The 23498-nt window shown below is 63.9% G+C and carries 24 protein-coding genes; 10 read left to right on the top strand and 14 right to left on the bottom strand.

Annotation, left to right across the window (positions count from 1 at the left end; translation table 11 throughout):
- Positions 1 to 154: 154 nt before the first annotated feature.
- The 5 genes from I6F33_RS30115 to I6F33_RS30095 all read left to right on the top strand — a co-directional run bounded on the left by I6F33_RS30115 (position 155) and on the right by I6F33_RS30095 (position 5889).
- Positions 155 to 2314 (top strand): GumC family protein, encoded by a 2160-nt coding sequence (locus I6F33_RS30115; protein WP_225144975.1) that lies wholly within the window; start codon positions 155 to 157, stop codon positions 2312 to 2314.
- Positions 2315 to 2316: 2 nt separating this feature from the next.
- A complete protein-coding gene (locus I6F33_RS30110; protein ID WP_225144974.1) occupies positions 2317 to 3480 on the top strand; it encodes a glycoside hydrolase family 5 protein in 1164 nt (387 codons plus the stop codon).
- Between the two features lie 56 nt (positions 3481 to 3536).
- On the top strand, positions 3537 to 5096 hold the full coding sequence (locus I6F33_RS30105; protein WP_225144973.1) for a hypothetical protein: 1560 nt from the start codon (positions 3537 to 3539) through the stop codon (positions 5094 to 5096).
- 105 nt (positions 5097 to 5201) lie between these two features.
- Positions 5202 to 5420 (top strand): hypothetical protein, encoded by a 219-nt coding sequence (locus I6F33_RS30100; RefSeq protein ID WP_225144972.1) that lies wholly within the window; start codon positions 5202 to 5204, stop codon positions 5418 to 5420.
- Between the two features lie 10 nt (positions 5421 to 5430).
- Positions 5431 to 5889: a hypothetical protein gene (locus I6F33_RS30095; protein ID WP_225144971.1), complete on the top strand. Its 459-nt coding sequence runs from the start codon at positions 5431 to 5433 to the stop codon at positions 5887 to 5889.
- Positions 5890 to 5976: 87 nt separating this feature from the next.
- On the opposite strand, the gene I6F33_RS30090 is transcribed toward I6F33_RS30095, so the two are convergent.
- Positions 5977 to 6405, bottom strand: coding sequence for a hypothetical protein (locus I6F33_RS30090; RefSeq protein ID WP_225114320.1), 429 nt, complete (start codon positions 6403 to 6405; stop codon positions 5977 to 5979).
- A 42-nt stretch (positions 6406 to 6447) separates the two neighbouring features.
- On the opposite strand from I6F33_RS30090, the gene I6F33_RS30085 reads away from it, so the two are divergent.
- Positions 6448 to 6726, top strand: a complete 279-nt coding sequence (locus I6F33_RS30085) for a hypothetical protein (RefSeq protein ID WP_192893365.1) — start codon at positions 6448 to 6450, stop codon at positions 6724 to 6726.
- Positions 6727 to 6838: 112 nt separating this feature from the next.
- Here I6F33_RS30085 and I6F33_RS30080 read toward each other — a convergent pair whose 3' ends face one another.
- From I6F33_RS30080 to I6F33_RS30070, 3 genes are all read right to left on the bottom strand, one after another.
- Positions 6839 to 7333: a hypothetical protein gene (locus I6F33_RS30080; protein ID WP_225144970.1), complete on the bottom strand. Its 495-nt coding sequence runs from the start codon at positions 7331 to 7333 to the stop codon at positions 6839 to 6841.
- Positions 7334 to 7539: 206 nt separating this feature from the next.
- A complete protein-coding gene (locus tag I6F33_RS30075) occupies positions 7540 to 7932 on the bottom strand; it encodes a hypothetical protein (protein ID WP_051057172.1) in 393 nt (130 codons plus the stop codon).
- Between the two features lie 72 nt (positions 7933 to 8004).
- The gene (locus I6F33_RS30070) at positions 8005 to 8349 is read right to left on the bottom strand and encodes a DUF1236 domain-containing protein (RefSeq protein WP_036026829.1); all 345 of its coding nucleotides are present in this window, start codon (positions 8347 to 8349) and stop codon (positions 8005 to 8007) included.
- 490 nt (positions 8350 to 8839) lie between these two features.
- Between I6F33_RS30070 and I6F33_RS30065 the strand changes: the two genes are divergently transcribed.
- Complete coding sequence (locus I6F33_RS30065) at positions 8840 to 10159, top strand: aminotransferase class V-fold PLP-dependent enzyme (RefSeq protein WP_225144969.1); 1320 nt, start codon at positions 8840 to 8842, stop codon at positions 10157 to 10159.
- A gap of 27 nt (positions 10160 to 10186) precedes the next feature.
- On the opposite strand, the gene I6F33_RS30060 is transcribed toward I6F33_RS30065, so the two are convergent.
- From I6F33_RS30060 to I6F33_RS30030, 7 genes are all read right to left on the bottom strand, one after another.
- A complete protein-coding gene (locus tag I6F33_RS30060) occupies positions 10187 to 10585 on the bottom strand; it encodes a VOC family protein (protein WP_225126981.1) in 399 nt (132 codons plus the stop codon).
- Positions 10586 to 10738: 153 nt separating this feature from the next.
- Positions 10739 to 11812, bottom strand: a complete 1074-nt coding sequence (locus I6F33_RS30055; RefSeq protein WP_050995992.1) for a M48 family metallopeptidase — start codon at positions 11810 to 11812, stop codon at positions 10739 to 10741.
- A gap of 28 nt (positions 11813 to 11840) precedes the next feature.
- Positions 11841 to 12239, bottom strand: a complete 399-nt coding sequence (locus I6F33_RS30050) for a DUF2846 domain-containing protein (RefSeq protein ID WP_225114314.1) — start codon at positions 12237 to 12239, stop codon at positions 11841 to 11843.
- A 159-nt stretch (positions 12240 to 12398) separates the two neighbouring features.
- On the bottom strand, positions 12399 to 13421 hold the full coding sequence (locus tag I6F33_RS30045) for an LLM class flavin-dependent oxidoreductase (RefSeq protein ID WP_225144968.1): 1023 nt from the start codon (positions 13419 to 13421) through the stop codon (positions 12399 to 12401).
- A 54-nt stretch (positions 13422 to 13475) separates the two neighbouring features.
- Positions 13476 to 13940 (bottom strand): hypothetical protein, encoded by a 465-nt coding sequence (locus I6F33_RS30040; RefSeq protein WP_109145435.1) that lies wholly within the window; start codon positions 13938 to 13940, stop codon positions 13476 to 13478.
- A 238-nt stretch (positions 13941 to 14178) separates the two neighbouring features.
- Positions 14179 to 15042: a L,D-transpeptidase gene (locus I6F33_RS30035; protein ID WP_225144967.1), complete on the bottom strand. Its 864-nt coding sequence runs from the start codon at positions 15040 to 15042 to the stop codon at positions 14179 to 14181.
- Between the two features lie 188 nt (positions 15043 to 15230).
- Positions 15231 to 17432 (bottom strand): LuxR C-terminal-related transcriptional regulator, encoded by a 2202-nt coding sequence (locus I6F33_RS30030; RefSeq protein ID WP_225144966.1) that lies wholly within the window; start codon positions 17430 to 17432, stop codon positions 15231 to 15233.
- 139 nt (positions 17433 to 17571) lie between these two features.
- On the opposite strand from I6F33_RS30030, the gene I6F33_RS30025 reads away from it, so the two are divergent.
- Complete coding sequence (locus I6F33_RS30025) at positions 17572 to 17865, top strand: hypothetical protein (protein WP_036014479.1); 294 nt, start codon at positions 17572 to 17574, stop codon at positions 17863 to 17865.
- A 171-nt stretch (positions 17866 to 18036) separates the two neighbouring features.
- Here I6F33_RS30025 and I6F33_RS30020 read toward each other — a convergent pair whose 3' ends face one another.
- Complete coding sequence (locus I6F33_RS30020) at positions 18037 to 18912, bottom strand: AraC family transcriptional regulator (protein WP_225144965.1); 876 nt, start codon at positions 18910 to 18912, stop codon at positions 18037 to 18039.
- 194 nt (positions 18913 to 19106) lie between these two features.
- Between I6F33_RS30020 and I6F33_RS30015 the strand changes: the two genes are divergently transcribed.
- Both I6F33_RS30015 and I6F33_RS30010 read left to right on the top strand, forming a co-directional pair.
- Positions 19107 to 20225, top strand: a complete 1119-nt coding sequence (locus I6F33_RS30015; RefSeq protein WP_225144964.1) for an aldo/keto reductase — start codon at positions 19107 to 19109, stop codon at positions 20223 to 20225.
- 72 nt (positions 20226 to 20297) lie between these two features.
- The gene (locus I6F33_RS30010) at positions 20298 to 20999 is read left to right on the top strand and encodes a formylglycine-generating enzyme family protein (RefSeq protein ID WP_225144963.1); all 702 of its coding nucleotides are present in this window, start codon (positions 20298 to 20300) and stop codon (positions 20997 to 20999) included.
- A 99-nt stretch (positions 21000 to 21098) separates the two neighbouring features.
- On the opposite strand, the gene I6F33_RS30005 is transcribed toward I6F33_RS30010, so the two are convergent.
- Together I6F33_RS30005 and I6F33_RS30000 are read right to left on the bottom strand one after the other, a co-directional pair.
- Positions 21099 to 22145: a lytic transglycosylase domain-containing protein gene (locus I6F33_RS30005; RefSeq protein ID WP_225144962.1), complete on the bottom strand. Its 1047-nt coding sequence runs from the start codon at positions 22143 to 22145 to the stop codon at positions 21099 to 21101.
- 351 nt (positions 22146 to 22496) lie between these two features.
- Positions 22497 to 23492 carry a glycosyltransferase gene (locus I6F33_RS30000; protein ID WP_036026842.1) on the bottom strand — a complete coding sequence of 332 codons (996 nt, stop codon included), beginning with the start codon at positions 23490 to 23492 and terminating at the stop codon, positions 22497 to 22499.
- Positions 23493 to 23498 lie beyond the last annotated feature (6 nt).

The raw sequence follows: 23498 nt of genomic DNA, 5'->3' as shown, positions 1-23498 counted from the left end.
CCGCGCCTGAATGGCTGGCCGCGTCGCGTTAACGAATCGTTCACCGCCCAAGACCATCCCAGCCCGGCCCAGCCGTAACCGCCGGTTAACCATGGATATTTACGGTGTAGCAAGCCTCAGAGCTATGACTGTCAGTTGATTTCGAGTCCAACCCATGGCGTTCGGTAGCCGCGCATCTCCGCGAAGCATCGCCCCGACGGAGCAAGCGGCTTCGTGGGAAGCGCCGCGCGCTGCGAAGGCGAAGCCTGACGGCGCCTCGCCGGGCATGACCAAGGGATCGCTGACCGTCTCCGGGACGCTGTCCTTTCTGCGCGAGAACGGCCGGCGCATTCTGACGCTGGCGCTGGCGCTGTTCGCCCTCGGCGTCGTCGCCCTGATGGTGCTTCCGGTCCGCTATGCCGCGACGGCCCTGGTCGTGCTCGATCCGCGCGAGCTGCGCGTGACCTCGGAGCAGGACGTGCTGCCCGGCATCGGCCAGGATGCCGCGGCGCTGCAAAGCCAGATCGAGATCGCCAAATCCGACGGCTTCCTCCGCCCCCTGATCGAGCAGCTCAAGATCGCGGACGACGAGGACATCGCGGGCGGCTACACCGACATGACGCGCCTGCTCGAAAGATTCCGCAACCGCCTCGAGATCACCCGGCGCGGGCTGACCTACGTCATCGCGATTTCCTTCACCTCCAACCGGCCGGATCGCGCCGCCTACTACGCCAATGCCATCGCCGAGGCCTTCGTTGTCAGCCAGGGCCGCGTCCGCACCGAGGCGACGGACGAGGCGGCCGGCTGGCTCCAGGACCGGCTGAAGACGCTGAGCGAGCGCCTGCGCGCGTCGGAAGACGCCGTCGCCGCCTTCCGGCTCGAGCACAACATCGTCAATGCCGGCAAGGAATCCACCACGCAGCAATTGCGGGTGACCGACCTGACCCAGCAGGTCTCCGCCGCCCGCGCCCGCACCGAGGAGGCCAAGGCGCGCTACGAGCAGGTGCAGCGCGACGTCAAGGCCAATGTCGAAGGGCCGGTGAAGCAGGATCTCCTCAGCATGCTGCGCGCGCAGCGCTCGGCGCTGAACGACCAGATCGCGCAGAAGAAGGCGGTTTATGGCGACCGCCATCCCGACCTTGCGATCTCCTACAGCCAGCTGGCGGATATCAACCGGCAGATCGAGATCGAGCGGAAGAAGAACATCGATACGGCCAAGTCCGAATATGAGGCTCAGCTGGAGCAGCAGAACGCGCTGGAAAAGCAGCTCAAGGCGGTCGAGACCAAGATGCTGCGCGACGGCCAGGCGCTGGTGAAGCTGCAGGAGCTGCAGCGCGACGCCGATGCCAACCGCAACATCTACGAGCAGTTCCTGTCGCGGTTCAAGACCACCAATGAGCAGCGTCAGCTGCAGGCGTCCCAGACCAAGATCGCATCCGTTGCCATTCCGCCGTTGCGCTCGACGCGTCCGCCGCTCGCCTTGCTGCTCGCGGCGCTGGCGATCGGCTCGCTGCTGACGTCGACCGCCGCCGTTGCGGTGACGACGAGCCTGTCCGCCGACAAGCCCGAATCCGTTGAGGCGCCTGTCTCACGTGAAGCGGAGGAGACGCCCAACCGGCAAGTTTCCCCTCCTGCCGCCGCCGCGCGCCCAGCCGAGGCGATGCCCCGCCTTCCTGTCTGGGCCCGCATCCCCGAGCTGGCGCCAGGCGCCGGGATCAACGGAGGCGGGATCAACACGGTCTGGCAAAGACCGGTCAGCGCGTCGGCCGAGCTCGATCTCGGCCCCCACTTACGGCCGTTGCTCGAACGCATCGACCGCGTGCCGGTGCGCGGCTGCAAGGTCGCGCTGGTCTTGTCGGTCGGCAAGAGCGCCGGCGGCAACACCGTGGCGCGCGCCCTCAATCGCGCCGCCGTCAACCGCGGCATGATGAGCGTGCTGATCCGGCTCCAGCCGGAATTTGCAGGCTCCCAGCCGCCGGTGACCGAATGGCAGGACGGCTCGACCACGGCGGGACTTCAGTCGATCGACGAGCTGCTCAGTGCCGGGCGGAAGCCCGATGCGCGGCCCGAGGACGATATCCGCTCGGAGTTCGACCTGATCGTGGTCCACGCCGGCAATCTCGCCTTGCAGCCCGACGCCACTGCGCTGGCCGCGCATGCCGACCTGATCGTTCTGGTGGCGCGCGCCGGCGAGCTTGGTTCGTCGGCGATGCGCAGAGTGACCGCGGCGCTGTCGAGATACGCGGCGGTGCCGACCGGCCTCGTCGTCAATCACGTGCCCGCTGATTCAATGGTGGCTCAGCCCGACGGTGGCGCTTTGGGCCTTGCGGTGTGACGATGACAGCCTTGCGCTGCCGTCTGCTGGCTGCGGCGATGCTGTTGTCGATCGCGGTCGGCCGTCCGGTATTCGCCGAGGATTGCGTGCCACTGCCGTCGACGGTTTCGCCCGGGCGGCTTGCCGCCCTCTCGCGCGGCTTCAACGCCGACGGCTGGATCAACGGTGCGCCGCCGAGCCGCGCGCTGCTGCAGCAGCTGCGCAAGGCGGGCATGAGCCATGTCCGCCTGCCGGTGCCGGCGGAGCGCGTGATGCCGCGCTTTGCCGCAAAGGACGAGCGCGAGGCGACGCTGCGCGTGCTAGACGGCGCGTTGAAGCAGCTGACCTCGCTCGGCTATTCCAGCTCCGTCGACCTTCATCCGGGCGAGCGCTTCAATCGCCTGCACAAGGATGATCCGGATGCAGCGATGGGCGAGATGCAGGAGGCCTGGCGCGCGCTTGCTGGGGTCATTCGGTCATATCCAGCCGATCTAGTCTTCGCCGAGTTGCTCAACGAACCCGATATCGAAGCGGACCGATGGCAAAAGGAGGTCGAGGCGCTCGCCGCCTTCGTTCGCCGGTTGCTGCCCTCCACCACGCTCATCGTCGGCCCGGTCAACTGGCAGCGCGCGGACTCGCTGCCGCGGTTTCGCCCGCTGGCGGACCCTGACGTCGTCTATGCCATCCATTTCTACGATCCGATGGTGTTCACCCATCAGGGGCACTGGGACGCGCGCGATCCGCTGCACGACATCATGGATCTGCCTTATCCGATCAATGCCGGCGATCCCAAGGTTCAGGCGCTTCGGCAGGATTTGCAGGCTAGGGCCGCGGTCAAGGCGCTCGCCATGCTCGATACCGCGATTGGCGCCGCCAAGGAGAAGCCGGGAGCCGATCGCTGGCTCGCGCCGGCGCTCGCATGGCAGCAGCAATTTTCGCGGCCGATCATCGTCAATGAGTTCGGCGTGTTGAAAGCCGGCGCTCCCCGGCAGAGCCGGTTGCGCTGGCTGGCGGAGGTCACTGCCTATGCCCGCGCGCATTGCTGGGGCTGGGCGCATTGGGAACTGGCGCAAGGCTTTGGCCTGGTCGACGCCGCAACCGGCAAGCCCGATCCCGACGTGATGCGGGCGCTGCTCGGCGCGCCCGGCCGGCCTGAACGGGCTCCCGCTGCGCGCCGCGATCGTTAACGGATCCTTACCCCTCGCGCGGCTATCGTGTCCGGCGCGATGGTAAAGGACGATTGATGAGCGCCGGGTACTCACCGCAAGGCCAGAGCGTGCAGGCCGCGCCGTCGCCTCCGGCCTGGCGCGAGCTGGCCGCGACCTTCTGCATCGCCATCGCGACGATCAGCTCTGCGCCGGTTCTGCATCTCGCCAATCCCGCGCTGGCCATCATCATCGAGGTCCTGATCGGTATCGCCATCGTCGTTGCGGTCCCGACCTGGGCCCCGGCGGTCGCGATCTTCATCCTGTTCTTCCAGAACCTGTTCGTCTCCATCCTGTCGCCGCTGGTCCCGCTCCCCTCCGATCTCGACTTCATCAAGGGCTACAATTTCCTGATTTGCTCCGTGATGTGGCTGGCGACGTTTGCGCTCTACGTGCTGGGCCAGAGGAGCCAGTCGAGGGAAATCAATCAGATCATGCGCTGGGGCGTCGTCACCCTCGCCGTCGTCTCGCTCTATTTCGCGATCGGCTTCGTCCAGGACGGGCAGCCGGCGGCGGTCTATTTGCGCAACATCGTTCTGCCGCTGTTTCTGTTTCAGCTGTCGCTCCTGACCGCGGCAACCTTTGAGGTGCGCATCACGCCGTTCCTGGTCGCGCTCGCGGTCATCCTCATGCTGTGCGGCTATGTCGAGCTCGTCTTGCGCGATGTCTGGCTGGCCGTCACCAACGGCCATACGTTCTGGGGCTTCGACGAGCTCAAGGCGACCCATTCCGGCGTCTGGGAAACCCAGATGCGGCAGACCGGCAACGTGCCCGTCACACTCAAGGATCGCTTCAGCTTCGACTTCCTGAACACGCCCTTGCTCGAAGGCTTCGGCCTGTCGAAGATGCTGCGCATTCACGGCCCGAACATGCACCCGATCAGCTTCGCCTACGGGATCGGCTTTCTCGCCCTGTTCCTGTTCTCGGTCGGACGCCCGCTGCTCGCCTTGGCAGCCCTGCCGCTGCTGGTCTTCTGCAGCGTGAAGGGAGCGCTCATCACCGTCATCTTCGTGGCTGCGGGCTGGATCGGGACTCGCCTCATCGGTGCCGTAGCGACATTGTTGCTGGGGTTCGCCGGCATGATCGCCTTTGCGATCCTGGCGATCCGCATCGGCCTGCAGATCGGCGACTATCACGTCATCGGCCTGATGGGCGGCCTCGACGGATTCGTGCAGAGACCTTACGGCCGGGGCCTCGGCATCGGCGGCAATTTGTCGGACAGCTATTTTTCGATCGATTGGAGTGCTGCGCAGGCGGCCGGCACGATCGACGGCGCGGTCGAAAGCGCGATCGGCGTCCTCTTGTACCAGATGGGCATCGCGGCCTTCGTGCCGCTGGCCTTCTATTTCGCGATGGCGCTCAAGGCCTGGCGCCTGTACGCGTCGTCGGGATATCTGACGCAGGGCCTCGCCGGCTTCGGAATCCTGATCGTTCTGCTCAACGGATTATTTCAGGAAGAGGCCCTGTTCGCGCCGCTCGCGCTGGGCCTGATGCTCTCGCTCGCCGGTCTCGTCATCGGCAGCCATGCGAGGGTGCAGAGCGTTGCCAACGAGGAGGCCGAGCCCGCTCGGCTCACTGGCTACCAGCCGGCTGCGTGACCTGCCGACCTGCCGACGGTCCCAGTACTCGGGACCGTGCCCATCCAGGAACTTCCGTTTTTTCCCGGCGTTGAACACGACCCGCACAAGCGGCCGACGCACGCGATGAAGAATTTTTCCAACGCCGAATTTTCTCCCGAGGTGATCGAGATCATGACGACCGCGCTGGAAGCTGCCGTTGCGACCCTGCCGGATCCCGTGCATTCCTCGCACGTCAACGCGCTCGCCGAATCCATCCTGCGCACCGCCGGCGCTGGCGAGCGGGACGTCTCCAACCTGCAAAGGATTGCCTTGATGGAGCTGCAACTGGCGCCGCGCAAATGACGAGGCGGACATGAAGACATTGCTTGCCGCAATCATCGCGCTCTGTGCGACATTCTCGATCGCCTCGGCAAGCGGCTGGAGGACTTACCGCATCCCGGAATCCGGAACGTCGGTCGACATTCCCGCCGCGATCTTCACCGAACCGGCCGGCAAGCCTGACGGATATGGGCAGCATTTCCGCAGCTCCGACGGCAATGCCGACTTCACCGTTCAGGCCGTCGAGAACCGGCAAGGTCTGTCGCCGGCCGAATTCCTCGCCAGCAAGAATCCGCCGACGGGGATCATCTACAAACGGATCAGCTCGAACTTCTTCGTGGTCTCGAGCATCAAGCGCGACAAGATCTGGTACAACCGCTGCAATTTCGCGCGCGGCTACGTGCACTGCGTTCTGATCAATTATCCGGCCGCCCAGAAGCGGCGATGGGATGCCGTCGTCACCCGGATCAGCCACAGCCTGCGTGGTGGCTGAGCCGGCTCGCAAGACGGAAAGTCGCAAACGGAAAAGCTGCCCGGGCCAAGCCGGGCAGCAGGTGGTGAGGAATAGAGCCGCGCGATTCTAGCGCGCCGTCGTCGTCGTCCTCGACATTGTCGGCTTCGAGCCCGGCACATGCGACATCGTCTTGGTGGTCGAGCCGACCTGCTCGCCGGCCTTGACCTTGGTGCGGGTGTGCGAGCGGCTGAACGTGCCGCCATCATGGGCTTGCGCGCGGGCATTGGAGTTCAGTACCGGACCGTTGCCCTTGTTCATGCTGACGCCGGTCTTGGTCTTGCCGTCGACGGTAGCGGCGCTTCCGCCGGCCGCGATCGAAGAGCCGGTGCGGCCCGTCGCCGAGGTGGACGTTCCGCCGGTGCCGACGGTGGAGGCGGAGGTGCCGCCTGCTGCAGCCGAGCCGCCGCTGCCGCCGGTGATGCTGGTCTGCGCCAGCGATGGTGAAGTGGCGGCAAGCAGAAGCGCGACCGCCGAGGTCGTAACGAGCGTTCTCATGATTCAATCCTTTCTGTACCCTAAGGCGACGAGGTCGAGATTGTGCAGCCGTTGACGGTGATGGTGCTGGCGCTGGTGGAGCCGGGCCCACCCGCCGTCGACGAGGAGCTCGAGACGTGGCCGCCGCCCGCTTGCACATTGACCGACGATCCGCCGGCAGAGCTCGAGCTCGACAGCGAGCCGCTCGATGCGGTCGAGCCCGTCGTGCCTGAACCCGATGCGCCCGCGGCCGTGATGCTGCCGTCCGCATGCTTCACCACCGTCACCTTGCACGTCTCGCCCGACGCCGTCTTGCCGGTCTTTTCCATGGTAGCCGCCTGAGCTGCGCTAAACGTCAGTGCCAACGCTGCGATCGCAATGATTGATCTGTTCATGCGAGTTCTCCTCCAACAAAGACGAAGGAGCGGCATCGCTGCCGCTCCTGGTCAAGGCACTAGTCCTTCTTCCACTCGTCCTTGTTATGGCCCTTGCCCTTTTCGAGGCCCATGTCGCTGGCGTGGCTACCGGACTTGCCGTCGCCCATGCCGGGCGATTTCGACGAACCGGACTGGCCAACGGTCGAGCCGCCCGCAGCCGAGCCGCCAGTGCCGACGCTGGATGAGCTCTTGCCATCGCCCGCCGATGAACCACCGGTGCCGAGCGTCGAGGCCGAGCCGCTGCCCGAGCCACTGCCGGCCGCCGATCCGCCGGTGCCGACGGTCGAAGAGCTGGTGCCGCCGCCGGCCGAAGAGCCGCCGGTGCCGAGCGTCGAAGCAGAGCCTGACCCGCTGCCGCCAGCCGAAGAGCCACCGGTGCCCACCGTCGAAGAACTGGTGCCGCCGCCGGCCGATGAACCGCCGGTGCCGACCGTCGAGCTCGATTGCGCAACGGCGAGCGCCGTGCCGGCCAGCAGCGCGGCCGCAGCCGCAGAGAGCTTCAGGATCCTCATGTGCATTTCCTCCAGGTTTCCAAAAATCAAATCGCCAATCAGGCCCGGGATAAATTGGCAATCGCGGAAACGTTCCTTGTGTCGGACACGTTGACGCTTCGATTCAGCCTGAGACAGTTCCGCGACGCGAAGCGCACAGCTTTTATTCATTCAGCGTTCATCTGGTGCTGCGGCCATGGAGTCGCGTTCGCTACGATCGCCGGCTCTCAGAATGCTCCGGCCGTCACCTGACGCGTGGAGAGGCGAGAGGAAGCCGCGCGGCCATTCCGATTCGAATGCAGACCGGCTGCGCGCGCCGTGTCGCGCCGAGATGCCGCGACGTCCGGCGTTCGCGTTTCAAGCATCGTCAATGCGCCGCTCGTACCGCGATCAGGCGCGTCGGCGGCGAGCAGGGGAGTGGAGACGGTGGCGGCGATCCGAGTGGATGTGTCGAAGATGATTTTTTCAGGCAGCGCCCGTGCGGAGTGGATGCGAATGGTGGCCCGAGCGGCCTCCGGGCCGGCAGCACGCTCCGCGGGCTGCGGCAGAGAGCGATCCAGCAACAAGAGCAGCGCCACCGCGAAAATGCTTGCAAATACGACGTATCGGACGATCGGCATCAGGCGCTACCGCAAACGAGCTGTCGAAAGAATGCACGGGCGGGCCGCCGCGACGACCCGCCGTGCGGCGGTTTAGTCGATCTCCTGGACGACCATGCGGCTGCCGGGATCGACCAACATCACGCGGTTGCCCGAGTAGACGTAGCGGTACTTGGTGAGCGAGGGACCCCAGTCACTCGGCACGGCTGCGAGCTCGACGTCGCTCGGCACGGGCGAACCGACGACGATCTTTTCGCGCGTTTCGACCGGACGGATCTTGCGCTCGGTGACGTAGGACCGGATCTTGGTGCGGTACTCCGGTTCGATCTGCACGGCCGCGCCGTGCCCGGCTCCGGTCGTGGTGGTGACGGTGGTTTGTGCCATCGCGCCCGTCGACACGAGCAGAGCGGCGGCCGAAATCAACATGAGCTTCTTCATTGCGTTCTCCCTCGCCGCTGCATGCGGCGCTGCAATGAACTCGCCATCAGCTGCGCCGTTCCGGCAAAATCCGGAACGTTTGCCGTTTTTTCCCGTTCTCTCCCGGGAGGATTCAACTGGAGGAGAGGAAAATGCCTGTGTTCATTCTTTGGGCAGTCCCCGCGCTCATCGTCCTGGGCGGCGGCATCTATCTCATCGGCTATCTGCACTGAATGTGAAGGTTCCGGTTTCCGGACAAAGGAAGAAACCGGACCCCCACATCCGCTCGCGCGCTCGAGGCCGGTGCTCCGGCCACGCCGTCGCCCTCGGCTTCCGATCATCGCATTGTCACGCTCCGGTCATCTCCGCTGCATCGTCCGTTGCTCTTGTCCCGCGCGCCAGAGCCTGCTTCGTCCGGTGACGTCGGAACGGAGCTCTGGATCGTCGTTTGGCGCTTTCGCGATGCGATTCCGACGCCGCTTCGCTCGAAAACGCTCTGGGGAGAGCTGACATGCAACTGATCAGGACGTTTTCAGCGGACCGCCGCGCGATGCTCAAGGGCCTCGCGGCAGCAGCCGTGGCGCCGCTTGCGGGGCCGGCCTTTGCCGCCGAGGGACTTCCGCCGCAGCCGACCGGCTCAGTGGCTGCCATCGCCACCGACAAGTCCTATTGGGCGGCCGTGAAAGGGCTCTATGCCGTGACGCCGGACATCGTCAATTTCGAGAACGGCTATTGGGGCATCATGGCCGAGCCCGTGCGGCGCGAGTTCATCCGCCAGTCCGACATGGTCAATTATCAGAACACCTATTACGCGCGGCTGCGTGCGGGTGCGGATTTCGAGGCGGTGCGCACCAAGGTGGCGGAGGCGGTCGGCGCGCTTCCAGCTGAGATCGCGCTCACCCGCGGCGCCACCGAAGCGCTCCAGCTCCTCATCGGCGGCTACAACAGGCTGAAGCCGGGCGACAGCGTGCTCTATGCCGATCTCGATTATGATTCGATGCAATATGCGATGAACGCGCTGAAGGCGCGCCGTGGCGTCAACGTGGTCAAGTTCGACGTGCCGGAGCCCGCCACCCGCCAGGCTGTGCTCGACGCCTATGCCCGCGCCATCGAGGCGAACCCGAAGACGAGGCTTCTGCTCCTGACCCATGTCAGCCACCGCACCGGCTTCGTCATGCCGGTCGCCGAGATCGCCCGCATGGCCAAGGCCAAGGGCATCGACACGATCGTCGATGCCGCCCATTCCTGGGGACAGCTCGACTTCCGGGTGAGCGAGCTCGAGGCCGATTTCGTCGGCTTCAATCTGCACAAATGGATCGGCGCGCCGCTCGGCGTCGGCTTCCTCTACATCAGGAAGGATCGCCTCGCCGCCATCGATCGCAACATGTGCGACGAGGATTTTCCGGAAAGCGACATCCGCTCGCGGGTGCATACCGGCACGGTCAATTTCGCCACGATGCTGACGGTGCCGACGGCGCTGGCGCTGCATCAGCAGATCGGCGGCGCGGCCAAGCAAGCGCGCCTGCGCCATCTGCGCGACTATTGGGTGAGCCGCGTCCGCGGCTTCAAGGATATCGAGATCCTGACGCCGGATGAGGCCGGCTCATATGGCGCGATCACGTCGTTCCGCCTCGCCGGCAAGACCGGCAAGGCCGACAACGAGGCCATCGTTGCGAAACTTCGGGACAGCTACCGGATCATGACGGTGCGCCGCGCCGGCGTCGCCAAAGGCCAGTGCATCCGCGTGACTCCGGCGCTCTTCACCGACGAGGCCGATCTCGACCGCCTCGTCGAGGCGCTGGCCGTCATCACGGGGACGAAGACGGGGTGAGCGTCGCGGAAGCGGCGTCGTCGGGCGTCAACTGCGGCTGGAGGGCTGGATGAGGTCCCAGCGGTTGCCGCATAGGTCCTCGAAAACCGCGACGACGCCATAGGCCTCGTGCCGCGGCGGCCGGACGAAACGCACGCCGGCGGCAACCATGCGCGCATGATCGCGCTCGAAATCATCCGTTTCCAGGAAGAGGAAGACGCGCCCGCCGGTCTGGTCGCCGATGCGCGCCGTCTGCGCCGGCCCGTCTGCTCGCGCCAGGAGCAGGCCAGAACCAGGATTGCCCCGCGGCCGCACCACCACCCAGCGCTTGCCGCCGCCGAGCGGCGTGTCCTCGCAAAGCTCGAAATCCAGAGCGCGCGTGAAGAAGGCGATCGCTTCATCATAGTCGGCGACCACGAGACTGACGAGTGACAGACGCTGATTCATCGCGCGACCCGGCGAATGGCGGCAAGCTCGCTGTGGAGGAGACAGGATAGCATAACACTGTCCAGCTCGCGTGATCCTGCCGCCGGTCCCAAGAGCTAGCACGGACACACGAAGATCGTCGAGCAATTGTTCGCTCGGCCAGAGCCCGCACGTTCATCTGCCGACGCTGACCCACTCCTGGACCTTCTTCCGCCATTCCTCATCGAATCGTAAGGTGAGTTGGTTGGCAGCGTCCGGTGAGAGAAGTTGGTCAACCGCGGACATTTGTATCTCGCCAACGTCAGGTACGTCGATGTATCCGAGGCTGGCCAACCGCTGGCCAAAAGGCGGATGTGTCGAATCGGGATCGTGCTGGCGGCTCAGACTGGCGACGGCGGCGGTCATGAATCCGGGCGCTCTTATAGCTGGAATCTGATCTAAGATTCGCGCGAATGGCGGCGATGGCGCCTTGATTGCGCCGAGCACCTCCTTCTGCAGGGGAGCGAAGACGAGATCGGCCAGACGTGCTCCACAAACCTCCATCATCACCAGCGCGCGTGCCATCTCCTCGCGTCCAACCTGCTCGGCCGCTTCCAGATCGGCGGCAAGCTCGTTCTCCCGTGACAATGCCTTGTATTCCTTCTCCAGCCTTTCGAGCAGGGAATGGAGTAGGATGCGAGCAATGTATCCGGTAATCGTGTGCTCCGGATCGGCGTAGAAGAAAACGTTCTCCGCGGCCGCCATGAAATCGGCGAGGTTGGTGCCTCCCGAAGTGTGCCGAAGCCGGGCGTGCGCCACTTCATGAGCGATAACGGCACGAACCGATCGCTGGTCCAGGATCATCAACAATGGCAGACCAATGGTCATCGTGACATGCTGCCCGAACACGCCCGCATACCGGCTTTCTTCCGAGATCGAAGCGTTGAAATCGGTGTCGACCAGCAGAGTGCGGTTCGATCTGACAAAACTGCGATCGAGCTCCCTCCATGCGGCCCAAAGCCCCGGGGCGGTCTGTTCGTCGGCTTCGAAACCGCCATGCTTGCGCGAAGGCAGGAACAGGAGCCCAATTGCGAGTGCTATGGTGGCCATGGAGCTTGTGAACACAATCGGTGCCGTGGCCAGCGCCGCAATCGTGTAGCGGTCCATGATCATCAGCCAGATGGCGAGAATCGTGCATGCCAGCGCGACGACGGGAAGCACCGCATAGCGACCAAGGCGCAAGACGATTTGCAGAATAAGGCGTTTCATCCGCGTTTCGGCCGCGGAGAGCCTCAGATCACGCCTTGCCACATGAGCTGTTGCTCTGATGCAAGCTGGCGACGTCGGCACGACCCTGGCTTTCCGTGACCTGAACCAACGTGATCGCACCGGGCGTGATGATTCCCACCTGTGGCTGGGCGGAGAGGTAGGTGGTGCTGCCGGCGCGCAGATCGAGGCTCACTTTCTCGCTTCCCTGCCCGAACAGGTTGGTACTCAGTGGAAGATTGTTGACCGCAACCTCGTGGCGGCCCGGAGGCAGCTCGCAGGCGACGAACCCTGCAGCCTGGCTGCCTCCAACGACGTTTCCATCGACCGCATAATTTGGCTGGATCGCAAAACCGAGGGCGGACGAGCGATAGATGACAAGCCGCGCAGTGTTGGCCTTGACGTTCTCTGTCAGCGCCGAGCTGCCCATCGGCCCTGACGCACACCCCGCTAGCAAGAATGCTGCAACGAAAATTCCTGGACGCAAGCCCATTCAACCCCCGATCAGTCCAACAATGCCCCGAGAGATCATTGGCGTCGGTGGTGCATGAAGTCAATCACGACTTGCGGTCGTGTCACGCCTTTCAGGTCACCGCCACCCCAGCGCCGGCGCCACCTGCGTGAGGATCGCCTCGATCGCATGCGCGCAATAATCCACGCCGAGCTGGTTCGGGATCGTCAGCAGCAGCGTATCGGCTTCGGTGATCGCCTCGTCCTGGCGCAGCTGTTCGATCAGAACGTCCGGCTCGGCCGCATAACTCCGCCCGAAGATCGCGCGCGTGCGCGGGTCGATGAAGCCGATCTGGTCTTCGCTGCCGCGCTCGCCGCCGAAATAGGCGCGGTCACGCTCGTCCATCAGCGCGAAGATGCTGCGGCTGACGGAGACGCGGGGCTCGCGGCTGTGGCCGGCTTCCTTCCACGCCGCGCGATAGGCGCGAATTTGTGCCGCCTGCTGCACGTGAAAGGCCTCGCCGGTCTCGTCGTTCTTCAGCGTCGAGCTCTGCAGGTTCATGCCGAGCTGCGCCGCCCACACCGCGGTGGCGTTCGAGCCGGCGCCCCACCAGATCCGCTCGCGCAGGCCCGGCGCATGCGGCTCCAGGCGCAACAGCCCGGGAGGATTGGGAAACATCGGCTGCGGGTTGGGCTCGGCAAAACCTTCGCCGCGCAGGAGATCGAGGAAGACCTCCGCATGGCGCCGCCCCATGTCGGCATCGCTCTGGCCCTCGGCCGGCCGATAGCCGAAATATCGCCAGCCGTCGATCACCTGCTCTGGCGAGCCGCGGCTGATGCCGAGCTGCAGCCGTCCGCCGGCGATGAGATCGGCGCTGCCGGCGTCCTCCACCATGTAGAGCGGGTTCTCGTAGCGCATGTCGATCACGGCCGTGCCGATCTCGATTCGGCTGGTCTTGGCACCGACGGCCGCGAGCAGCGGAAACGGCGAGGCCAGCTGCCGCGCGAAATGATGCACGCGGAAATAGGCGCCGTCGGCCCCGAGCTGTTCGGCCGCGACCGCCAGCTCGATCGATTGCAGCAGCGTATCCGCCGCCGAGCGCGTCCGGGATTGCGGCGAGGGCGTCCAGTGCCCGAAGGAGAGAAATCCGATCTTTTTCATGCGGGCAACATATGGCTGATCGGAAGAGTTTGCGAGACGTTCCTGGAGGCGGCCTCAGATTTCGCAGCCGGTCAAGTTCAAAGCCTTGAGCAGGCCGCCGAACGCCTTGAGGCGACACTGCTCGGTCTCGTTGGCGGCCTTTGCGCGCTGAACAGTGGCGGCTCGTTTGACGCCAAATGCCTTTGGCTTCGGCTTGGGAGGTTCAGCGGTCGCGATCCGTTTCGGTTTGCTTCGCGGACGGACGATCGGCGTCGGCGCGAATGAACGGACATGCACGTCCTGCGGAGCAACCGGGTTATCCACCGAAGCGGTCTGTGTCGGCATCGCGCGGCTCTCAGCGGCAACCTCGAGGCGGTCGGCCTTCGCCAGCGCATCGTGCGAAGCGGGGATGCTTGCGTTCTGCTCGGCAGGCGGCTGGACCGTGGCGGCGATGCGACGCGGTGGAGCGCTCAGCTCCATGGCCGACAGCATTCCCACACTCAACAGGATGAGGAGGCCCAACAACGCCATTCTCAGCATAACGCGCCTCTGACCCAGGTTAGCGCCGCTGAAAATTCTGCGCGTCAATGAGGCAACTTTGCCGGCGGCCGCCGCCCAACGGCAATCATTTGTCGATAGGGTTAATTCGGTGCCGCATCTTGCCAACGCAGACCGGCTTTGGTCGCGCAAGATGGTCTGTTCGGCCGTGGCTACCGACGTGAAGTGACGACTTGAATTGCTCTTTGTCCTCGGGGCAGAGCCAGGAGGAAGGACCGAACTACTGCACCTCGGCGATCCTCGGTCCGGGTGACGGCACCTGTGCGCTCGTTGCCGACGGCCGGTTCGATGGCGACGCCGGGTCCGGAGATCGGGATGCGGCATCGGGCGGCGTACCCTGGGACGGTCGACGGGCCGCATTCGTCGGAAGCACGATCACCTTCGCGCCGACTTTCACCCGCTCATAGAGGTCGACGACGTCCTCGTTGGTCAGGCGGATGCAGCCGGACGACACCCGCTTGCCGATCGTCTCGGGCTTGTTGGTGCCGTGAATTCGATATTCGGTCTCGCCGAGATACATCGCGCGGGCGCCGAGCGGATTGCCGGGCCCGCCCGCCATGAACCGCGGCAGATAAGGCTGACGCGAGACCATCTCCGCAGGCGGGCGCCAATCCGGCCATTCTGCCTTGCGCGCCACGGTCTGCTCACCGGACCACGCAAAACCTTCGCGGCCCACACCGATGCCGTAGCGCATCGCCTGCGTGTCGCTCAGGACGAGATAGAGGAACGTGTTGTTGGTATCGATGATCACGGTGCCCGGCGTCTGGCGGCTGGCATAGTCGACCACCTGCCGGACCAAGGCTCCGGGAATTTCGGCGTCGGCTTTGGGCGGTTCGACCAGCGGCGCCGGAGTAGGAACCGGGGGCGGCGCGGGCGCTGCTGCGTGAACCTGCGGTGCCACGTAGACCGGCGTTGACGATGCCATGGCCTGGGGCGCGGACGGCTTCCGCACCGGTTGCACGTTTCCCGGGCGAGCCAGCAGGCCATACCCCAATGCTGCGATGGCCACGGCGCCAATTCCGACTCTCGCTGCCATCGGCAGTGCGATCGTCTCGACCTTCCGGCGTTTGGCCCGCTTGCTCATGTCTTCTCCCAGGTCGCCACGCCCAGGAGGAGTACCCAGCAAGATTTAAGAAACTTCGAAGCGATTTTGCTGGGACCGGAACCGTCGACCATGGTTAACGCCGGCTGAGCCCGCGGCGGCCGCGCGGGAGACCGTCGAGCGAAGCGGCGTCATTCGTCCTCTTGCTTTGGCAGCTTCTGCTTGGTCAGCTACACAAACCAATCATGCACTGGATGATGCTCAACGCCCCTCGCGTGATCAACGGCACTTTGCTCCGCGTGCGAATGGCCAATCAGGTCTGCATCTGGGATCAGCGACAGTTCGGGATGTCCGGCGCGGTGCGGGCCGTGTTCTGCCGTGTCGGTGCCATAGCCACTCTCGCGATGATCCGAACCCTTGGCCGATGGCATATCGTTCCTGAAATGAAAGGAATCTCCGGCCCCGGGCGCGGCAGCCGCTTGTGCTGCACCGGCGCCGTGGTTCGCCGGGTTGTGGCCGTCAGCCTTTTGGCCCGGCTCTGCATGCGGATTTTGAGAAGCGTTTGGATGCGCCTGGTGCAAGTCACGCTGCGATTGGCCGGAATTGGCATGGCTTGCGGGTCCGTCATCGTCGGCAAGCTGCTTGGCAGCTGCGGAACCGGGTTCCGAAGCGTGATCCGATTGTCCATGATGGGGGTCGTGCCCGGTCGAGCCCTGCTTGTCCTGATGCTTTCCGGCCGCTGCACCGTTTTCCGAACCATGCAAATCACGCTGCGATTGTCCACGAGCGGAATCGCCCTCCGGCGGGCCGAGCTCGGCATGCTTGTTGCCGGCTGCTGCATCCTTCTCCGAAGCGTGCGATTTTCCCTGGCTTGATGCGTGGTCGGGTGGCCCGTGCTCGGTCTCCGGCTTGCCGGCTGCTGCGCCGTCTTCCGAAGCGTGCAAATCGCGCTGCGCTTGTCCATGATCGCGTGCGTCGATCGCCGCTGCCTGTGTCGTGCCGCGTTCGGCATTCCTCGCGCCCGTTGCGGCCGCCTGTTCCAAGCCGCTCTGATCACTCAGAGCGTCGATGGCGCCGGATCCGATATGAGGGTTGCCGTTGTCGCCGAAGCCGTCCTCGCGCGCGGCCGCATCGATGATCTGAACCTCGTCGGCTCTGGCCATGGCGTCGCCTCGAGCAGCTTCCAACGCGAATGGTTCATGGTGTGTGTCGGGATCGAGCCAGGGCAGCTTGTCGAAGCCGTCGAGATCGGGCCTGCCGGGACTATCGAGGGCGACCAACTCGCGGGGGGCGTTCGCGTCAGCCCACGCAAAGACATCGCTCGGCTTGTCCCAAGCAGTGAACGCCTGGGCGTGACTGCTCAGGAGCGAGACTCCGACTGCCGTCATCATGAACGTGCCGGCGCTGCTCAAGCCCGGCCTTGCAGGATTGAGTGGCGGCACTGTGATCGTGCTGCCAGCAATATCGGCTCGGGATTCGATGAGCTTGGCGGCTCGCGTCGGCATGTCGGCCGGGGAGCTCTCGATACGGACGGCTCTGGCCATCTTGCCCGGAGCAGGGGCCGTTTTTGCGGAGGTGATCTTGATCGTCACGACCGCGCCGGTGCCATCTGCGGTCATGACCGTGACAGTGTCGGCATCCACAGTATCGACTTCGGTCGCGCCGGCGGATCGAACGTCCTCGAGCGCCGCCCAAATCAGAGCTGCGAGCGCGCCGACCCCGCCGTAAAGGCGCGTCAGGGCGAAGCTTGCGAGCTCCGTCCGGCCGTTGATGTCGAGCCGCGCGGATATGCGATCGATCCGCGCCTGAATGGTGCCTCGGGCGAGCTTGAGCTCGCGCGCAATCTCCTTGTTCGACATGCCGCTGGCGACCAGACGCATGATCCTGCGCTCCTGGTCCGTCAGCGCTGCCAGGCCATTTTCGCCAGACGCGCCATTGCCTGCCTTGCGGGCCGCCGGGTGCGCGTTCGGCGCCACCAGCCGCAGCGACTGCAACAGGTTTTCGGGCTCCTCGCGCATCGGTATGGCGGTGCAGGCACCCGCTGCGACGGCCGCAGCGAGATCGCCGCGTGCGATCGATGCGGTGTAGAAGACCAGCCGTGTGCGAAGGCTTTCGGCGTTGACGGCGGCCAGCATGGCTGCGGCCGTCAGATCGGGAAATCCATCCTCGACAAGCGCGACGTCCGGCGCCAACGTCCGGACGGCTTCGAGACAATCGGCTCCATTGATGCAGGACGCAACGATCTCGAAGTCACGTTCGGTCGCAAATAGCGTGGCAAAACCCTGCAAGACGATCGGACGGCGATCTGCGATCACGAGTCGGATACGACGCATCTGGTTTGGCTCGCCCGGCTTTCCCGTCTTGATTGGCCCAGAAATGCGACCCGGCTTCAGCCGCGTCACCTTCAAGAGCAGCGCAGCAACGCGCGACACCCTCGTTGGTTCCACGAGGTGTGAAGCCCGTGCGTGGGGATGTTTTCGACTTTTTGTTGCGGGGGTGCAAAGATATCGGTCCGAGCCCGATCTGGTACGGCGCTCGCATTTTCATCCAATCATTTTCCGGAGGCGCGTCATGCAGGTTTACAACGTCGTCAAGTTCAAGGTGAAGCCGGGCCAGGAAGGCGCCTTCCTCGATGCGCACCGAGACGGCAAGGCCAAATGGCCGGGACTGGAGCACGGCGTCATCATCAGGACCGGCGATCAGACCTTCTGCCTCATCGGCACGTGGTCCAGCCAGGACGCGCTGGTCGCGGCCCGCTCGGCGATGATCAAGACCCTCGACAGCTTCAGGCCGGTGCTCGAGGACCAGGGCAACGGACGCGGCGTGACGGACGCGGTGTCGGGCGAGGTCGTGCTCGCGCTGTAGCGCGGGCCGGGCCGCGACTTCATCACCCGCAGGGGTCCTTGGTCGTGAACCGCTGCGTCTTGACGCCGGGGCCACGGGCTCGTCGGAACATGACGCAGGGTTGAGGCGTGTCGTCAGCTATTTGCCGGCTGCCGTTGTCCGCCATTGGCAGTCAGGCGCTACTTTCCCCCGTCAAAGATGGAATGAGCGTCGATATTGGGATGGGCTCTGGCCGGTCATTGACCGGAAGACGCGGGCAAAATGCGCGGGACTGAGAAAACCGACGCGTAGCGCCATCTGCGCAACCGAAAGCTTGCTGCTCGCCAGCAGTTGTTTTGCCATCGCGACTCGCCGCGCATGGACGAATGCCAGCGGCGTCTGCCCGGTCGCTGCCCTGAATGCGCGATGGAAATGGCCTTCCGAGAGCTGCGCAAGATCAGCGAGATCGGCAATCCGAATTGTCGCGCTTAAATGTGCGTCGATGAATTCGGTGACGCGCCGTAGCCTCCACGCCGGCAGCTTGATCGATGTATCCTTCACTCTTGCACCACCGTATCGGCGTGCAAGGTATACAACGAGAGCAAGGCTCATCGTGTCGCAATAGATCGCGTCGAGACCTCCCTCCAGCGCGTCAACTCGTTCGAACTCCGCGAGCATGTTCCAGACGAAGCTGTCTTCCGAGCCCGACAGGGGGCCGAGTCCTTCGATCGATGCACCGGCGATTGCTGAAATCTTGGCGGGGTCGAGGGCGATCGCTGCCCATCGCCAACCCACATTGTGAAGCCGAAGCCGTCGTTCGCAGCCAGCCGGGAGAAATGAAACGGTCGACGGCAAATCGGGCCCGTCATAGCGATGCCCGCCATCGGCCGAGATTTCATGTCGCTCGGCGCCGCCGGACAGGGTCGCCATGATGAGGTGATTTGGCGACAGGATGCGTCCTTCGACGATGGAGGTCATCGGCCGGTACGCCGTTTCGAATGCGCCGTTCGCCCATTGGGTGCGCCGCCAGCCATCCGGCCGGGAGCTCAACCGATCGATTGTCGACGCATTCTCAATGACACGGTGCATCGCGACTTCCTGCGAAGCGATGTCGCCTGAATACACATTCAAGCTTGGAACCGCAATTCCTTGCAGGCCGGAAAGGGAGCATCGTCGCGTCAGGATCGGGGTGATTTGATCAGAATCCCGCGCGACAAAGCGAGAGGTCGATCCTTTCTATTGGCAGGCGACAAGTGCCGCAGGCGAAATCACGGAGATTTGCAATGGACAAGACACCACAGGATTGGCCGACGGCGACCGATCGCCGCCAGTTTCTCGGCGCCGCCACCGCGATGGGTGCCATCGCGGCGACAGCTGTTCACGCAACTTCGGTTGGCGTTTCGAGCGCCAGTGCGCAAGCGCCAGCCGGCACTGCATCGCGGGCGCCTGCGGCGGGGCCGGTACTCACCCGAACGATCGGCCGCACCAACGAAAGTCTGCCCGCGCTCGGACTGGGAACGTTTCTGACTTTTGACCTGCTGCCCGGCAGCAATCGCGACGCGCTGCGAGAGGTCACCAGGAAATATATAGATGCCGGCGTCCGGGTGATCGATACATCGCCGCTCTACGGTACCGGCGAGGTCAGCGTCGGTGGATTTCTCAGCGCGATGGGCGTGACGGACCAGATGTTCATCAGCAACAAGATCTGGTCGACCGGCGACTACCTGGCCGACGAAAGCCACGCCTTGGCCAGCATGGAGCAATCGAGGCTTCGGCTGTGGCGCGACAAGATCGACGTGCTCCACTGCCACAGCCTGGTCAATGTCGACGCGATCGTGCCACTGCTGCGCGTATGGAAGAGAGAGGGCAGGATTCGCTATGTCGGCGCCTCGGTCCACGAGAATGACTATCACAACATTCTCGTAGGCTTGATCGACAAGGATCTGGTGGACATCATCCAGGTCAACTATTCGATCTTCAATCGTCACGCCGAGGAGCGCGTCCTTCGCGCGGCGAGCGACAAGGGCGTCGGCGTGCTCACAAATATGCCGCTCGAAAAAGGCCGCTTGCACAAGATCGTCGAGGGCCGGCCGCTGCCCGATTTTGCCCGCGATATCGCTGCGGAGAACTGGTCGCAGTTCTTCATCAAATGGGTCATGGGCCATCCGGCGGTGACGACCGTTCTTGCCGCGACATCGAACCCGGATCACGCGGCCGAGAATGTCGGCGCGCTGCGCGGTCCTCAGCCGGATCAATCCATGCGGCAGCGGATGGCACGGCATATGGAAAGCATTCCCGGCTTCGCCAATCTCGCGTCGATGCAATGGTATCCTGACAAGCAGAGCATGTACCAGGGCGTCATCCGCCGTTCGCAGGCGGCATTGCGTCAGCGCATGAGTTGATCGATGAATGGCAGGCGCGCAGGGTCGACGCCTGCCCTTCTCACCTGGAAGCAATACAGGAGAAGTTCATACATGAAATGGCGCTCGATTGCTTTGCGATGTGGCTTGATGGCCGTTACCGGCGTTGCATTCGCCGATCCTGCCCAACGCGAGAATCTGGGCAAGTTTGCCATCGACCGGACCGAGGTCACGATCGGCCAGTTTCGCAATTTCGCGGCTGACAAAGCTCTGAAGACCGCGGCCGAACAGGAAGGAGGCGGACACGAATTCGCGGGCGGCTGGATCCGTCGCCGTGGCTGGACATGGGCGACTCCGTTCGGAGAACCAGGCGGCGAAGATGAGCCGGCGGTGCATGTGTCGTGGAACGAAGCTCGTGACTACTGCTTAGCCGTGGGCGGACGCTTGCCGACCCTGGAAGAATGGGAAAGAGCCGCCTATACCGAAGCGCGTGCGAATCCTACCGACGATTTCGTAAATGGACGCACCTATCCTTATCCTGTCGGCGATAGACCTGACGGCATGAACACATCCGATAGAGATCGCTGGCCGCGGCATGCAGCCGTGGGTACCACCAAGCGGGGTGTCAACGGTCTGTACGACATGGGTGGCAATGTCTGGGAATGGCTCGCGGATCGGCGGGGCGATGAGGCACTGACGGCCGGCGGGTCGTGGTGGTATGGTGCGGACAAGACAAAAGCGTCAGCCGTACAGTGGAAATCGGCCGACTTTCACGCGGTCTATATCGGGTTTCGTTGCGTTTACACGGCTCAATAGCCCGTTCAGGTGAGGGCCCAACACACCCTGGGTAAAGGCCGACGGCCGGCGAGTTGCGCTAAAGACAAGCAAGCATGCGCGGCGCTGCCGACGACCGACTTATTGGTTTGCCGCCGCCGCAGCAGTCGCCACATATTTCGTGTAGAATTCGGCGACCCGGCCGCGCCACATGCCGACGAACGCTTCTGACGTCACGTTGTCGACCGATTTCCAGGTGCGCTTGAAGGCCGGAAGTGCATTGCCCCAAATCGCGCGTTTGCACCACCGCTCACCCTTCTCCTTGCCTTCGCTGGTGGCGCACATCGATTTCCACGCGGCGCGAGCGGGCCGGCTGATGTGCTCGGCGGCGCCTTCCCAGCCCTGCTGATGAATCAGGTAGAGATCGCTCATGTCCGGCTTACGGTGGGTGATCCACTCGAACAGGACGCCCTCGGTAATGATCTTGTAGGCGGCGGCGACGGCGTTATCCCGCGGACTGCGAATCTGCCCGAAGCCGAACTTCCCGAACTCATAATAGCTCAGCTGAAACAGCCCGATATAGGACCCGGTGCGTTGATTGGGGTTGAAACCGGATTCGATCTTGGCAACCGCCATCATGAAATTGAAATCGAGACCAAACGCGTCGGCAGCGCGCTTGATTTCTTCGGTCGGCGTTCCCAGCGGAATGTCCCTGAACGCACGCAAGACGATCTCCGCCGGTTTCTCGGCGGGCGGCAGTTCGGACCAGACGTAGTAGGCCAGATGACGGAAATCCCGCGTCGACGCCGCTTTCGGCGCACCGTTGGACGCATCGCGTTCCGGCGGCAGCGATTGGACGACATCCTGTCCCAACGAGGCCAATTTCGGCGCGACGGGTTGATCGACGATCTCGGCTTCGGTGCGTAGCGGTGCCGAACCTGCCGACATCACCGCGCCCGGCTCTGCTCTTTCTTCCCGAAGCGCTGCCGCAAGTCTGGCGGATGCCTCTGCGTAGGCGGCCGGCGTCACCACGTTCGTGGGAGCCGCCATGCTCGCTGCAGCCGGTATGCTCGCTGCCGCTTGCGACATGACATCGGGCACCGTCGCGGCCGGTCTGTTAGCGGCGGCCAGAAAGAGTCCCACGGATGCGAGAACAGCCACGATGCAGCTGGTCTGCCAGGCCTTCATTGCCCGAAGTCCAATGCTGGCTTCCGTACGAGGGCTGTTCGCATGTTCCTGCAGCCTGTGGGTGAGCACTCTTCGTACAATCTTAAGGTTTAAATGTGGTGAACGAGAGCAGGCATTCTGCTTCGCAACCCGATATGTCCCTCTTGGGCCACAAGCGGCTCCTGGCGGAGGACGCTCGTGGGTCGGCCATGGGCGCACATGCTGGCAATGGGATCCGATCTCAGCGGCTTCCGCGCTACACCCCGCAACCGACGCGCCGACAGCCACCGGAACCTTCGGCTACGGGCCAGAAGCGGAAAATGCGCCAATGGCTCTAGCGGGCAGCCTATGCGTCGCGGCGAGCTCGGCTACTCAGCGCCGCTCGTTCCGGAAGATGGATCTGAACAACTCAACTGAAGGCCGCACCAGCTGCCATCCTCGCAATCCAAGCACCTTCTTGCAGGCAAGAAACCACCAACGACGTGAATGTTGAACGCTTGGGTCAATACTCAACGCAAGTTCGGCAAGGCGTGCTGAGGTGTCTATCGCTCCTTCGTTGAAGGCAATGCTTGCGCGGACGATCGCGTCAAGTGCCAATTGGCGGGTCAACCAGTTCCTGAGATCGTTTGTCAGCATCGCGGCGCCGCCATTCAGGAAATGTTCGATAGCCGCCTTGCGTTGGAGCAGGTTTAGCTCCGGTGAAGGCTCACTCGACATGTTGAGTGAGTGGTATCGATACACGGCCTGGTCCGCACCAATGAATCCGACGTCGCCATGTGCGGCGAGCCGCAACCACATTTCCATGTCGGAGGCGTAGGGCAAGTCTGCTAGATACCCGCCCAGTTTTTTCTGCAGGCTCGTGCGAACTACGACGGTCGGTGACACCACAATACATTGTGCACGACTAAGAGTGATGAACTCGAGTCCGGACAAGATGCGCGTTCGGAGATCCACTTCCGTTCCATAATAGCTTCTGTAGAATGGATGATCCCCGCGCTGGTCTAGAACAACCGCGCCTCCGAAGGTGAAAGCGACAGAAGGGTGATTGTCCATCAGATCGACCGATCTCGACAGGGCACCGGGCAGCAGGTAGTCGTCCGCAGACAGCAGAAGCATATAGTCGGCGCTCGCCCAGGCAATGCCTTCGTTGGCGGTCGCGATGAGACCTTGATTCGAGATGTGCCTGCGGTAATCGACGCGGGAATCGGACCGTAACTCTTGCGCAACTTCCGCGGTATTGTCAGGTGACGCATCATCAATGATGAGCACGCGCAATTCGGGACCGGATTGCGTCAAAACGCTCTCGACGCACTCTCGCAGGAAGTGCCCATACCTGAAGCAGGGAACAACGACGTCTACGGAGCTCATTTTTTG

Source organism: Bradyrhizobium sp. BRP20 (assembly GCF_020194215.1).
In the GTDB taxonomy this organism is placed as follows: Bacteria; Pseudomonadota; Alphaproteobacteria; order Rhizobiales; family Xanthobacteraceae; genus Bradyrhizobium; species Bradyrhizobium yuanmingense.
The sequence above is the reverse complement of the archived record's forward strand: the minus strand, read 5'-3'. Positions and strand labels throughout refer to the sequence as shown.

Bases quoted from the DNA above. Each gene is read 5' to 3' on its own strand.
- I6F33_RS30115 (WP_225144975.1), top strand. From the start codon at position 155: ATGGCGTTCGGTAGCCGCGCATCTCCGCGAAGCATCGCCCCGACGGAG.
- I6F33_RS30110 (WP_225144974.1), top strand. From the start codon at position 2,317: ATGACAGCCTTGCGCTGCCGTCTGCTGGCTGCGGCGATGCTGTTGTCG.
- I6F33_RS30105 (WP_225144973.1), top strand. From the start codon at position 3,537: ATGAGCGCCGGGTACTCACCGCAAGGCCAGAGCGTGCAGGCCGCGCCG.
- I6F33_RS30100 (WP_225144972.1), top strand. From the start codon at position 5,202: ATGAAGAATTTTTCCAACGCCGAATTTTCTCCCGAGGTGATCGAGATC.
- I6F33_RS30095 (WP_225144971.1), top strand. From the start codon at position 5,431: ATGAAGACATTGCTTGCCGCAATCATCGCGCTCTGTGCGACATTCTCG.
- I6F33_RS30090 (WP_225114320.1), bottom strand. From the start codon at position 6,405: ATGAGAACGCTCGTTACGACCTCGGCGGTCGCGCTTCTGCTTGCCGCC.
- I6F33_RS30080 (WP_225144970.1), bottom strand. From the start codon at position 7,333: ATGAGGATCCTGAAGCTCTCTGCGGCTGCGGCCGCGCTGCTGGCCGGC.
- I6F33_RS30075 (WP_051057172.1), bottom strand. From the start codon at position 7,932: ATGCCGATCGTCCGATACGTCGTATTTGCAAGCATTTTCGCGGTGGCG.
- I6F33_RS30070 (WP_036026829.1), bottom strand. From the start codon at position 8,349: ATGAAGAAGCTCATGTTGATTTCGGCCGCCGCTCTGCTCGTGTCGACG.
- I6F33_RS30065 (WP_225144969.1), top strand. From the start codon at position 8,840: ATGCAACTGATCAGGACGTTTTCAGCGGACCGCCGCGCGATGCTCAAG.
- I6F33_RS30060 (WP_225126981.1), bottom strand. From the start codon at position 10,585: ATGAATCAGCGTCTGTCACTCGTCAGTCTCGTGGTCGCCGACTATGAT.
- I6F33_RS30055 (WP_050995992.1), bottom strand. From the start codon at position 11,812: ATGAAACGCCTTATTCTGCAAATCGTCTTGCGCCTTGGTCGCTATGCG.
- I6F33_RS30050 (WP_225114314.1), bottom strand. From the start codon at position 12,239: ATGGGCAGCTCGGCGCTGACAGAGAACGTCAAGGCCAACACTGCGCGG.
- I6F33_RS30045 (WP_225144968.1), bottom strand. From the start codon at position 13,421: ATGAAAAAGATCGGATTTCTCTCCTTCGGGCACTGGACGCCCTCGCCG.
- I6F33_RS30040 (WP_109145435.1), bottom strand. From the start codon at position 13,940: ATGCTGAGAATGGCGTTGTTGGGCCTCCTCATCCTGTTGAGTGTGGGA.
- I6F33_RS30035 (WP_225144967.1), bottom strand. From the start codon at position 15,042: ATGAGCAAGCGGGCCAAACGCCGGAAGGTCGAGACGATCGCACTGCCG.
- I6F33_RS30025 (WP_036014479.1), top strand. From the start codon at position 17,572: ATGCAGGTTTACAACGTCGTCAAGTTCAAGGTGAAGCCGGGCCAGGAA.
- I6F33_RS30020 (WP_225144965.1), bottom strand. From the start codon at position 18,912: ATGCACCGTGTCATTGAGAATGCGTCGACAATCGATCGGTTGAGCTCC.
- I6F33_RS30015 (WP_225144964.1), top strand. From the start codon at position 19,107: ATGGACAAGACACCACAGGATTGGCCGACGGCGACCGATCGCCGCCAG.
- I6F33_RS30010 (WP_225144963.1), top strand. From the start codon at position 20,298: ATGAAATGGCGCTCGATTGCTTTGCGATGTGGCTTGATGGCCGTTACC.
- I6F33_RS30005 (WP_225144962.1), bottom strand. From the start codon at position 22,145: ATGAAGGCCTGGCAGACCAGCTGCATCGTGGCTGTTCTCGCATCCGTG.
- I6F33_RS30000 (WP_036026842.1), bottom strand. From the start codon at position 23,492: ATGAGCTCCGTAGACGTCGTTGTTCCCTGCTTCAGGTATGGGCACTTC.